13 protein-coding genes are annotated in these 12,369 nt (G+C 41.3%); 10 read left to right on the top strand and 3 right to left on the bottom strand.

The window, feature by feature from the left end; all coding sequences use genetic code 11:
• Positions 1-117: 117 nt before the first annotated feature.
• A complete protein-coding gene (locus RM553_RS12085) occupies positions 118-1,791 on the bottom strand; it encodes a glycoside hydrolase family 43 protein (protein ID WP_311535194.1) in 1,674 nt (557 codons plus the stop codon).
• A gap of 318 nt (positions 1,792-2,109) precedes the next feature.
• On the opposite strand from RM553_RS12085, the gene RM553_RS12090 reads away from it, so the two are divergent.
• Entirely contained in the window at positions 2,110-2,370 is a 261-nt protein-coding gene (locus RM553_RS12090) for a PID-CTERM protein-sorting domain-containing protein (protein WP_311535195.1), read from the top strand.
• Here RM553_RS12090 and RM553_RS12095 read toward each other — a convergent pair.
• Positions 2,367-2,954: a riboflavin synthase gene (locus RM553_RS12095; RefSeq protein WP_311535196.1), complete on the bottom strand. Its 588-nt coding sequence runs from the start codon at positions 2,952-2,954 to the stop codon at positions 2,367-2,369. The two genes, RM553_RS12090 and RM553_RS12095, sit on opposite strands and share 4 nt — an antisense overlap.
• A gap of 61 nt (positions 2,955-3,015) precedes the next feature.
• On the opposite strand from RM553_RS12095, the gene pdxA reads away from it, so the two are divergent.
• From pdxA to RM553_RS12140, 9 genes are all read left to right on the top strand, one after another.
• Entirely contained in the window at positions 3,016-4,062 is a 1,047-nt protein-coding gene (gene pdxA / locus RM553_RS12100) for a 4-hydroxythreonine-4-phosphate dehydrogenase PdxA (RefSeq protein WP_311535197.1), read from the top strand.
• Between the two features lie 97 nt (positions 4,063-4,159).
• A complete protein-coding gene (locus tag RM553_RS12105) occupies positions 4,160-4,693 on the top strand; it encodes a YceD family protein (protein WP_311535198.1) in 534 nt (177 codons plus the stop codon).
• A 13-nt stretch (positions 4,694-4,706) separates the two neighbouring features.
• Positions 4,707-4,904, top strand: a complete 198-nt coding sequence (gene rpmF / locus RM553_RS12110; RefSeq protein WP_081208252.1) for a 50S ribosomal protein L32 — start codon at positions 4,707-4,709, stop codon at positions 4,902-4,904.
• A gap of 177 nt (positions 4,905-5,081) precedes the next feature.
• On the top strand, positions 5,082-6,077 hold the full coding sequence (locus RM553_RS12115) for a beta-ketoacyl-ACP synthase III (RefSeq protein WP_311535199.1): 996 nt from the start codon (positions 5,082-5,084) through the stop codon (positions 6,075-6,077).
• Positions 6,078-6,098: 21 nt separating this feature from the next.
• Positions 6,099-6,599 carry an acetyl-CoA carboxylase biotin carboxyl carrier protein gene (gene accB / locus RM553_RS12120; RefSeq protein ID WP_311535200.1) on the top strand — a complete coding sequence of 167 codons (501 nt, stop codon included), beginning with the start codon at positions 6,099-6,101 and terminating at the stop codon, positions 6,597-6,599.
• 60 nt (positions 6,600-6,659) lie between these two features.
• A complete protein-coding gene (gene accC, locus RM553_RS12125) occupies positions 6,660-8,012 on the top strand; it encodes an acetyl-CoA carboxylase biotin carboxylase subunit (RefSeq protein WP_311535201.1) in 1,353 nt (450 codons plus the stop codon).
• Positions 8,013-8,952: 940 nt separating this feature from the next.
• Entirely contained in the window at positions 8,953-10,074 is a 1,122-nt protein-coding gene (locus RM553_RS12130) for an NAD(P)/FAD-dependent oxidoreductase (protein ID WP_311535202.1), read from the top strand.
• Positions 10,067-10,738 (top strand): monofunctional biosynthetic peptidoglycan transglycosylase, encoded by a 672-nt coding sequence (mtgA, locus tag RM553_RS12135; RefSeq protein ID WP_311535203.1) that lies wholly within the window; start codon positions 10,067-10,069, stop codon positions 10,736-10,738. The genes RM553_RS12130 and mtgA overlap by 8 nt, the downstream gene beginning before the upstream one ends.
• 91 nt (positions 10,739-10,829) lie before the next feature.
• On the top strand, positions 10,830-11,282 hold the full coding sequence (locus tag RM553_RS12140; RefSeq protein WP_311535204.1) for a transcription elongation factor: 453 nt from the start codon (positions 10,830-10,832) through the stop codon (positions 11,280-11,282).
• Positions 11,283-11,341: 59 nt separating this feature from the next.
• Here the strand turns inward: RM553_RS12140 and RM553_RS12145 are convergent, their stop codons facing one another.
• The gene (locus tag RM553_RS12145; RefSeq protein ID WP_311535205.1) at positions 11,342-12,310 is read right to left on the bottom strand and encodes an ABC transporter ATP-binding protein; all 969 of its coding nucleotides are present in this window, start codon (positions 12,308-12,310) and stop codon (positions 11,342-11,344) included.
• Positions 12,311-12,369 lie beyond the last annotated feature (59 nt).

Below are 12,369 nucleotides of genomic sequence, written 5' to 3' on the forward strand. Positions count from 1 at the left end.
AACAGGATTAGAGCTTCTCTGATCCTGTTTTTTATTTTGAAGGAAATATTAGCAGAATTTTATCTGTTTCTTCAGCCTTTATAGCATTCTCAGAAACAGGTTAAAAGTCTGAAACTCTTAGTCCATTTCATTGTAGATCTCATCATTTCCGGTATATTCAAACCAGTTAAAGCTGGCAGAATTATCGCTTTTTTCTCCATTAGAGGTGGTATACATTGCCAGGGTAACTCCCACAAAACCCCCTGCAGTTTTAGTGCTTAGGTACTTTGCGTCAATATCCTTTTTAAGGATTTTCCATTCATCGGGAGCGCTGGCATAATAGAAGTTATACTTGTCTTTGTTGAATTCAATCTTTAGAAGAAGGGGAGACACGGTATTGGCAATTTCTGTCTTTGCAAGAACCTTATTTCCATCTTCAGTACCTTGTAATAATTCTACTACTGATTTTCCGTTTTCCATTGATTTATTCAGGTAGTAGTAATGTGATTCATTTTGAAACGCCACAATACCCGCACTTTCATTTTTGGACACCGGTTTAAAATCAAGGGAGATACTTGCCTCGCCCGTTAAATGCTGTTGACGGTGGCCTATAAAAGTAGGGTTTGAAGTGCCTTCTATAGTTTCCGGCCTGGTTTTCAGTTTAAGCGCTCCATTGTTAAAACTATACCATCTGTTTTTTGGTGTTCGTAAAAACAACCAGCTTAACCCAAGGCTGTCTTTATCGAATTCTTTGCGGAAGCTGAAATTTCCATTTAAAGGAAAATTATTTTTATTGAGGTGGGTGCCTTCCGGTAAAGGATACTGATATTTGATATTCTCTCCTCCTAAATCAAAAACCGGCCACTCATTTACCCACTTTACAGGAGCCATAAAGGTTTCCCTTCCGGTATTGTAATAATCATCTTCATAAGGCCTTACCGCCAGAAACACTCCGTACCAGTCTCCGTTTTGAGTTTGAACCAGATCTGCATGTCCTGCAGAAGTGATAGGTTTTTCCCTGTTTGGATCCAGGTGTCTTTGGGTGAGAATTGGATTTTCTTTGTAGGGAATAAGGTCACTGTCAATGTCTTTGGTGCGGTAGATCATTTCTGAATGGTTTACGGCAGTGCCTCCTTCCGCAGTCATAAGATAATAGTAACCATTTTCTTTATAAATTCTTGGCCCTTCAGCCCATACCGGTTTTTTTGAAATATCCACTCCTCCATTAACAAGAATCCTGTTCCCGCTGGTTACCTGTAGTTTTTCCTTGTCAAACTCCACCATTCTTATAGTTCTGTGGCCGCTGTACTGCGGTTCGTTGTTTGGTGCATCGCTGTTATAAACCAGGTAGGTTTGATTTTCGTCAAAAAACAGGCCGGGATCTATACCTTTAACCTCAGGTAAATACACAGGATCGGACCATGGTCCGGCGGGATCTTTGGCGGTGACCACAAAATTCCCTTTTCCGTCCACCACCGTGCAGGTTACATAAAACGTACCATTATCATAGCTTATGTCGGGAGCAAAAATAGCCCTTGAAACGCCAAAACCTTCTAGGTCAAGTTGCTCGGGACGGGAAATGACGTTTCCAATTGGTTCCCAGTTAACCAGATCTGTACTGTGAAAAACAGGAATTCCTGGAAAAAACGCGAATGTGGAATGCACCATATAATAATTGCCATTACCATCATCTGTAATTGCAGGATCGGGATACCAGCCGGCGAGAATGGGATTTTGGAAATATTCCTGAGCTTGCGAAATACTACTGAGGCTGCAACACAGGATAAATAGAGTGAGAGCGATTTTTTTCATTATTGTTTAAGAGAATTTAAGCTATGGAAATTATAAGCAATCGGTTGCGTTAGCAAGTTACAAATTTCAGATGGAAAAAATTCAATGCTGAATATTTACCTTTTTGTTACGCTATTGTATTGGATTTTACTGTAATCTTGTCTTTTACCGAATATATTTGAATTCCAAGGTGGTATTCTTTAGTTTTGGAGCAGAACGTGTGAGGAAATTATCTCAAACACTATTTAATTGAATATTAGATTTTAAAGTACATTTATCCGGTAAAACCAAAGACTAATTTTATTCGTTAATATAGTACCGGGTTTCAGGATGCCAAATATGGAATATTTCAGAAAGCATAAAAGACTTGCCTCAAGTGGGATTCTATTGCTATTGCTGTTCCTTGGTTTAAATGGCTATGCTCAATGTAATCCGGGTTACCGCGCTTGTGGTCCGGGTGGTCAATGTGTTCCATCCAGGGAATGTCGCCCGGGTGTGCCCCCTCCTCCGGGACTTCCTATAGATTTTGGCATTTCAGCACTTATTGCTTCAGGGCTTGCTCTTGGAGCGTATCACCTGAGAAAAAAAAGAGAGGATTAGCGCAATTCAGAAATTCGCTTTACATATTTTCCTATTACGTCAAATTCAAGATTCACCACATCTCCATTTTTTAAGGATTTAAAAGTGGTATGCTCGTGAGTATATGGAATTATAGATACGCTAAACCTGTTTTTTTCTGAATTCACGACTGTGAGACTTACGCCGTTTATCGTAACAGAACCTTTCTCAATCGTTACATTTTGCAATTTTGGATCATATTCAAAAGTGAAATTCCAGCTGCCGCCGGCTTCTTCCACAGCAGTGCAAACCGCCGTCTGGTCTACATGCCCCTGAACAATGTGTCCGTCAAGCCGGTCGCCCAGTTTCATCCCGCGTTCTAAATTAATGGCATTTCCTTCTTTAAGGTCCTTTAGGTTAGTTTTATCCAGGGTCTCCTTGATTGCAGTTACGGTATAACTTTCTTCGTCCAGAGACACCACTGTAAGACAAACGCCATTGTGCGCCACACTCTGGTCTATTTTAAGTTCAGGAGTCAGCTTGGCTTTTACCCTGATGTGTAGGTTGTTATTTTCCTTCGTTAATTCAACTACTTCAGCTACTTCTTCTATAATCCCTGTAAACATGGAAGATATAATATTAGTACATTTGTGTTGTAAAAATAGAAATAAAATAGCGGGAAGTTTTATGAAACATGCTCAAAAGATAAAATTAGGAATTAGTATTGGAGACCTGAACGGGATTGGCAGCGAGATTGTTCTTAAAACCTTTGACGATTCCCGAATGCTCGATTTTTGCACTCCGGTAATTTTTGCTTCAGCAAAGATTATTACATTTTTAAAAAAGCATTATAAGCTATCGCTTAATTTTCAGGGAGTGGAGGAAGCTTCTAAAGCCATAGACGGGAAGATAAATGTGGTAAATGTATGGAAGGAGAATGTAAATATCAATTTTGGCGAGGAAGATCCAAATGTTGGAAATTATGCCTTTCTTTCTCTGGAAGCCGCCACAACCGCTTTAAAAAACGATGATATTGATGTACTTGTTACCGCGCCTATCAATAAAAGCAGTATCCAGAGTGATAAATTTAATTTTCCCGGCCATACCGATTATCTTGCCAGGGAATTGCAAGGTGAAAGCCTTATGTTTATGATTACCGATACGCTTAAAATAGGTTTGCTTACAGACCATGTGGCGCTTAAGGATATTGCCAGTGTGATTACTCCGGAATTAATAGAAAAGAAAATTGAAATTATTCATGAAACGCTGAAGCAGGATTTTAGGGTTGAAAAGCCAAAAATCGCGGTTTTAGGGATAAATCCTCACAGTGGCGATAATGGAGTAATAGGCAAAGAAGATGAAGAAATCCTAAAGCCAACCTTACATAAAATCAGGGAAAAGGGAAAATTGGTTTATGGCCCTTACTCGGCTGATAGTTTTTTCGGTTCAAAAAATAATAAGAATTTTGATGCCGTAGTGGCATCTTATCATGACCAGGGGCTCATTCCTTTTAAAACGCTCTCTTTTGGAAATGGAGTGAATTTTACGGCCGGGCTGAGCAAGGTTCGTACTTCGCCAGATCATGGTACGGCTTTCGAGATTGCCGGGACAAATTCAGCAAACATCAATTCATTTAAAGAAGCGGTTTTTAAAGCACTTGAAATATATAAATGCCGGAAGGAGTATAAGAAACTCACCAAAAATCCGTTAAAGAAACAGGGTAAAAAGATATAAACAAAAAATTGTTTATAAACCCGTAGTTAATTAATTATAATTTTTATCTTTGCAGCCGCCTAAGCCTAAGGGCCTGGCGCTCGAAAATGGAGATGAGATGAGGAATTTAGCAGAGTTTACAATTCCATTCGTGGGATTAAAGCTGGGAAAACACCATTTTGAGTACGATATTGATAATGAGTTCTTTGATCATTTTGAGTACGACGACTTCAACAGTGCCGATGTAAAAATCGACTTGCTGTTTGAGAAGAAAACAACCATGATGGAGCTTACATTTCAGGCTTCAGGAACGGTAAATGTGAATTGCGACATTACCAATGAACCTTACGACCAGCCTATAGACAGCAGTCTTTTCCTGGTGATTAAGTTTGGGGATGAATTTAATGATGACGATGAGGATTTACTTATAATCCCGCATGGGGAGTTTGAAGTGAACGTACAGCAATATATATATGAACTTATAGTGTTGTCTTTACCCCTAAAAAGGGTTCACCCCGGGGTGGAAGACGGAACTTTAAAGTCAGACGTACTTGACAAGCTGGAAGAACTTAGCATCGATAAGAAAGAAAAGAAAAAAGAAGGGGATACAGATCCCCGATGGGATAAACTAAAGAATTTACTAAACGATTAAATAATAGCAAGCCATGGCACATCCAAAGAGAAAAATCTCGAAAACCAGAAGAGATAAAAGAAGGACACATTATAAGGCCTCGGTACCGAAAATAGCTACCGATCCTACAACAGGCGAAGCGCATTTGTACCATAGAGCACACTGGCATGAAGGTAAACTATATTACCGCGGTCAGGTATTAATAGACAATACAGAAGAAGTAGAGGCTTAATGTTATTAGAGCTTCAATAAAATTACAGAAACTCTCACCTAGTGGGAGTTTTTTGTTTTTAGTTGAATAAGTCCTAAAAAGACCTTAATTTGCACCGCGTTTCGAAGAAATTTTAGTAAATTTCTATTTGCCGTACTGTGCACAAATGCGAGGTGCCGGTGTTTAAAATTCAAATTTATGAATAAAATCACAGCAGCAGTAACAGCTGTGGGTGCATACGTTCCCGAGGATGTTTTGACCAATAAGATGTTGGAAGAAATGGTAGATACCAACGATGAGTGGATAACTTCCAGAACCGGGATTAAAGAGCGTAGAATATTAAAAGATCCTAACAAAGGCACTTCCTTTCTGGCCATAGAAGCGGCCAAAGATCTTATCGAGAAAAAAAATCTGGATCCAAAGGAAATCGATCTTATCATAATGGCAACTGCCACGCCAGATCTTCCCGTTGCATCAACAGGAGTACACGTGGCTACCCAAATTGGCGCAGTGAATGCCTTTTCTTACGATTTGCAGGCTGCCTGTTCCAGCTTTTTATATGGGATGTCTACCGCCGCGGCCTATATAGAATCAGGTCGTTACAAAAAGGTGCTTGTAATAGGCGCCGATAAAATGTCTTCTATAATAGACTACAAAGACAGGACAACCTGTATTATTTTTGGAGATGGTGCGGGAGCTGCCCTTTTTGAGCCGAATGAAGAGGGGCTTGGCCTTCAGGATGAAATTTTGCGTTGCGATTCTATAGGGAGGGATTCCCTTAGGATTGAAGCAGGAGGTTCCCTTATGCCGGCAACGGCAGAGACGGTGGCCAATAAGTTGCATTATGTAAGGCAGGATGGAAAAACGGTTTTTAAATTTGCCGTTTCCAACATGTCTGGCGTAAGTGAGGAAATTATGCAGCGTAACGACCTTACCAATAGCGATGTGAACTGGCTTATTGCGCACCAGGCAAATAAAAGGATAGTGGGGGCAACCGCCAGCAGGATGAATCTTGAAGATGAGAAGGTGCTTATGAATATTGAGCGGTATGGCAATACCACCTCTGCAACCTTGCCCTTGTTGTTAAGTGATTTCGAGAAAAGTTTCAAAAAAGGTGATAACCTTATTTTTGCCTCTTTTGGAGGTGGCTTCACCTGGGGTGCTGCCTACCTTAAATGGGCGTATAATTCTTAAAAAAACCAACACTTTAATATCATGGATTTAAAAGAAATTCAGAATCTGATAAAGTTTGTAGCCAAATCTGGTGCCAGTGAGGTGAAACTGGAAACGGGAGATGTGAAGATAACCATCAAAACCGGCTCAGATGAAAAGGAAACAATAGTACAACAAGTGCCTGTGCAGCAGCAAATGCCTACGCCACAGCCTCAGGCCCCGGCCCCGGCACCAGCCCCTGCTCCTGAACAAAGTTCGGGTGCTGCAGGAAAGGATGCCTCTGCGGCTGAAGAGAACTCCAGGCATATTACTGTTAAATCTCCTATAATTGGTACCTTCTACAGGAAGCCGTCGCCAGATAAGCCATCCTTTGTTGAGGTGGGAGACAGTATTAAGGAAGGAGATGTGCTTTGCGTGATTGAGGCCATGAAGCTTTTCAACGAGATTGAAAGCGAAGTTTCCGGTAAAATTGTGAAAGTACTGGTAGACGATTCTTCTCCGGTAGAATTCGATCAGCCATTATTTGTAGTAGACCCGTCATAAATTACTGCCCATTTATCTGAAGGATAGTTTTTATCCTCTTCAGAAAAAAATACAATAGGTATGTTTAAAAAAATATTAATTGCCAATCGAGGGGAAATTGCCCTGCGCATTATCCGTACATGTAGGGAAATGGGGATTAAAACCGTAGCGGTTTATTCTACTGCCGATGCAGAAAGCCTTCATGTAAGGTTTGCCGATGAAGCCGTATGCATTGGCCCTCCCCAAAGTAACCTTTCCTACTTAAAAATTTCAAATCTTATCGCTGCTGCAGAAATAACAAATGCAGACGCCATACATCCCGGTTACGGATTTTTATCTGAAAATGCCAAATTTTCCAAAATCTGTGGGGAACACGAAATTAAGTTTATTGGGGCCTCCCCAGATATGATCTCCAAAATGGGAGACAAAGCCACTGCAAAAGCGACTATGAAAGCTGCAGGCGTGCCTTGTATTCCCGGTTCAGAAGGTATCATCAAAGATTTTAACGAGTGCCAGAAGCTGGCCGAAGAAGTAGGGTATCCCGTAATGCTTAAAGCTACCGCCGGTGGTGGGGGTAAAGGCATGCGCGCCGTATGGAAGCCGGAAGACCTGGAAAACGCCTGGGAATCGGCCAGGAAAGAAGCCGACGCCGCTTTTGGGAACGATGGGATGTACATGGAAAAGCTTATCGAAGAGCCACGCCATATCGAAATCCAGGTGGTGGGAGACAGCAGCGGGAAAGCCTGTCACCTTTCCGAAAGGGACTGTTCCATCCAGCGCCGTCACCAGAAATTAACCGAGGAAACCCCTTCCCCGTTCATGACCGATACCCTCAGGAAAAAAATGGGAGAAGCTGCCGTAAAAGCGGCAGAATACATCAAGTACGAAGGTGCGGGAACAGTGGAATTTCTGGTAGATAAGCACCGTAATTTCTACTTTATGGAGATGAATACCCGTATACAGGTAGAACATCCCATTACCGAGCAGGTGATAGATTACGACCTTATTAGGGAGCAGATCCTGGTAGCAGCAGGAGTGCCAATTTCAGGAAAAAATTACTTCCCGCAGTTACATTCTATCGAGTGCCGTATAAATGCGGAAGATCCTTACAACAACTTTCGTCCTTCCCCGGGCAAGATCACCAATATGCATGCGCCGGGTGGCCATGGGGTGAGAATAGATACCCACGTGTACAGCGGCTATATTATCCCGCCTAATTACGATTCTATGATCGCGAAGCTAATTACCACCGCCCAAACTAGGGAGGAGGCCATCAATAAGATGAAGCGTGCGCTGGACGAATTTGTGATTGAAGGCGTAAAAACCACCATTCCTTTTCACAGGCAGTTAATGGATGAACCTGCCTATGTAGAAGGGAACTATACCACTAAATTTATGGAGGATTTCAAAATGAACCCTCCTGAAGAAAATTAATCAAAAAGGAATAATTTAAGCTAAGCCCCGCAATTATTATTGTGGGGTTTTTGTTTTTTGGGCGTTCCCGCGGGAAAACCGCGGGCGGGCTATCCGTTTTTAGTCCTGCCCTGCCCCAGCAGGGCAGGAGCTAACCACTCCTATCCCTAACGCAACCATCCCGACCTGTGGCCACCCTGCCCGATGGAACCATTCAGGCGGGCCCTCCTTAAAAAAGGGAGCTTTTATCAGGAAATCAAAAACTCCTAAAGCATGGTATTAAAACAGCTCCTTTCCTTTTTTAAGGGAAGGTGGCTTTATCTTCGGTAGAAGATTAAGACGGAAGGGTAAAAATTGTAAAATCCTGCCTACTGCAATCCCTCCTTAAAAAAAGGAGAGGTTTTTATAAGGAAATCAGAAACTCATAAAGCATTGTATTAAAACAGCTCCTTTCCTTTTTTAAGGGAAGGTGGCTTTATCTTCGGCAGAAGCTAAAGACGGAAGGGTCAAAATTGAAAAATCCTGCCTACTGCAATCCCTGCTTAAAAGAAGGGGAGCTTTTTATCAGGAAATCAAAAACTCATAAAGCATTGTATTAAAACAGCTCCTTCCTTTTTTTAAAGAAAGGAGGCTTTATCTTCGGCAGAAGATTAAGACGGAAGGGTAAAAATTTAAAAATTCTGCCTACTGCTATCCCTGCTTAAAAGAAGGGGAGCTTTTTATAAGGAAATCAGAAACTCATAAAAAATTTATTAAAACAGCTCCTTCCCTTTTTTAAGGGAAGGTGGCTTTATCTTCGGTAGAAGAGAAAGACGGAAGGGTAAAATTGCAAAAATCCGGTACGTGGTCTATGGCACTTTATAAATTTCTAAATTTCAGGAGAGATATATTTTCGGGGCCTGCTTTTCAGTTTATTGAGCTATTAATCTTTTTTGTAATTTCATGGCAAAGAAACCTGTAGATGAACTTCTCCTATTGGGAAACCAAAACCTGGTTTTCTAACATAGATTACACAGTAATTGGCAGCGGGATTACAGGCTTGAACTGTGCCTGGTATCTGAAACAAAAATTTCCAAAAGCGAAAATCCTGGTTTTGGAACGGGGGCTTCTGCCTAATGGCGCCAGCACTAAAAACGCCGGATTCGCCTGTTTCGGCAGCCTTTCAGAAATTCTTGAAGATCTTAAATCCCATTCCGAAGAAGAAGTGGTGGAATTAATAAAAAAGCGTGTAAATGGCTTAAAACTTCTCAGGAGAAATTTAGGAGATAACGCCATAGGTTTTAAATCCTATGGCGGATATGAAATTTTCACAAAAGAAGATGAGGAATGCTTTGATTACTGTCTCAATAAGATGGATGGGATCAACCGGATCTTAAAACCTGTTTTCCAGGAACAGGTTTTCAGCCTCGAAAAAAATATGTTCGGCTTTAAAAGTATTCAGCATGAGTTGATTTATAATTGTTTTGAAGCCCAGATCAACACCGGCAGAATGATGGAAGCGCTGCTTCAAAAAGTGCAGGCTTCGGGAGTAAAGATTTTAAACAATGTAAATGTTCAGGAATATTCAGAAAAAGCAGATTCCGTAGAAGTTAAGACCAGCGATTTCAGTTTTGAAACCGGAAAACTGCTTATCGCAACCAACGGTTTTGCCTCGCAACTGGGTATTGCAGAGGTAAAGCCGGCGCGGGCGCAGGTACTTATCACAAAACCCATTGAAAACCTGAAAATTAAAGGCACCTTTCATATTGACAAAGGCTTCTATTATTTTAGGAATATTGATGATCGAATCCTTTTTGGAGGCGGCAGGAACCTGGACTTAAAAGCAGAAGAAACTACGGAATTTGCGCAAACACAATTGGTTCAAAATAAACTGGAAGAGCTGCTTGAAACCGTGATTTTGCCTAAAACCAAATTCGAAATTGACCAGCGCTGGAGCGGAATTATGGGAATGGGCGAAAGTAAAAATCCGGTGGTAAAGCAGGTGTCCAGAAATGTATATTGTGGCGTTCGTCTGGGTGGAATGGGCATAGCGATTGGCAGCCTTGTTGGAAAAGAACTCGCAGAACTTTTAGAGCATGATTAGAAAAATTTTCAGGATATTCCTTAGGATTATTGGTTTCCTTTTTCTTTTTTCCATTTTGATGGTTATTGTTTACAAATGGGTGCCGGTGCCGTTTACACCGCTTATGGCTATTCGTTATTTTGAAAATCCTGAAGAAGATTTTCGGCACGACTGGGTTTCTATGGAAGAAATTTCTCCTCAGCTTCAGTTAGCCGTGGTTGCGAGTGAAGACCAGAATTTTCTAAATCATAATGGCTTTGACTTTGACGCGATAGAAAAGGCGATTGAAAATAACAAAAAAGGAAAAAAGGTTCGCGGGGCAAGTACCATTTCACAACAAACGGCAAAGAATGTTTTTTTGTGGCCCGAAAGAAGCTGGTTTAGAAAAGGCCTGGAAGTATATTTTACATTTCTGATAGAGCTTTTCTGGAGCAAGGAAAGAATTCTAGAGGTTTATCTTAACAGTATTGAAATGGGGAAAGGTATTTATGGCGCCCAGGCTGCAGCAGAGACGTGGTTTGGAAAACCAGCGACAAATCTTTCTGTTTATGAAGCTGCTGGAATAGCTGCCATTCTCCCAAACCCCCGGGAATACAGGGCTAATCCAGCCAGCAATTATATCCAGCAGCGCAAAAACTGGATTGTACGGCAAATGAATAATCTTGGAAAATTAAATTTCAATTGAAGTTAAATCTCATTTAAACCAGGATTTTCACAACCTGGGAAGCCTGGAACCGCAAAAAAATACTTTCCAGAACAGTTCAACTAGAAAGAAAATGAATAAGATAAAACAAAAATTATACAGCTCCTGTGAACAATACGTTGAGCAAAGAATTGAACGTATTAAAGCCGCTATGAACGATCTGGAAGAAGACCTGGAGAATGAAACCAAAAGCAGCGCCGGTGATAAATATGAAACCGGCCGTGAAATGATCAACCTGGAGTGGAATAAACTATCCAGCCAGTTACAGCAATTTAAAATGCTAAACGAAACGCTGAAGAACGCAAAGAGTAGAAATGCTTCCAGTGAAATACAACTGGGAAGCCTGGTGAAGACTAACATGGCCAATTATTTTATCGCCATTCCGGCAGGACAGCTACAGGTGGCCGGAGAAACTTATTTCAGCATTGGTGCAGGCTCTCCCATAGCGCAATTGCTGCTGAAGAAGAAGGCCGGGGAAAATTTCAGCTTTAACGGGAAAACAAATCAAATTATTTCTGTTGAATGAGTTTTAACAAATTTCGCAGGCTTTTGAAATCTATGAGGTATTAGTTTTTTACCAGAAAGTCAGGAGCGGGATTTTATTAGCTCTTCTGAAATTTCAAGGCCTATGCTCATTCCTTTCTCTAATGCCGAATCATTTTCAAAAAAAATATTCTGCCCGTCCAGGCGGCCCTCTATCAGCCATACGTTACCCTGAAAATAGGAATTTTTAACCTGCGCTTTTATGGCGGACTTATCTTTTAAACTAATTTCTTCCGGGTACAGGATGATTTTTTTCCTGCCTTTTTCTCCAGGCTTGATGCTTTTTAAGAGCACCTGGTTAACCTCTCCAAAGAGGGAGGCTACATAGGCATTGGGCGGATTTTTATATAATTCTTCGGGAGGGGCTTCCGCATAAACCTTATGGTTTTTCAGAACAATGGTGTTATCGGCAAAAGAGAGGGCATCGGTACTATCATGCGTGGCCACAATACAGCTGATGTTTTCTTTTTTTAAATAAGCAAAAAGCCGCCGGCGCAGGTTGTTTTTCCTGAACTGGTCTATATGGCTAAAAGGTTCATCTAAAAGGATAATTTCAGGTTTTTTTGCCAAAGCCCTCGCCAGTGCCACCCTTTGCTGTTGCCCCCCGCTCAGGTTTTTTGCTTTTACATCTTTTAGTTCAGTCATCTCCACTACTTCCAGCAGTTCCATTACCCGCTTTTTTTTCTTAACGGGAAACATGTTACTCAGGTATTTTCCCACATTATCGGCTACGCTTAGCGGGGGCATCAGGTCGAAATCCTGGGCCAGGTACTTCATAAAGTCGTGCCCGGGAACAAGGTTAAAGGCCGGGCCCAAAAGCTGCTCTTCATTTCGGTAAATCCCGCCTTCAACATCAAACAGGCCGTAGATAATTTTTAGCAGCGTACTTTTTCCGCAGCCGCTTTCCCCGATAACCGAAACATGTTCGCCCTGCTGCACCCTTAGATGAATGTTCTCTAATACGGGATTTTCATCATCATATGAAAAAGAGACATTTTTTAGCTTCAGCATAAAATTTTTATTTTGGGTAATAATTGAAGATAAGATTTTCTGGCAGGGAAGAAATAAAA

The sequence above is a fragment of the Autumnicola tepida genome (assembly GCF_031846485.1).
Lineage (GTDB): Bacteria > Bacteroidota > Bacteroidia > Flavobacteriales > Flavobacteriaceae > Autumnicola > Autumnicola tepida.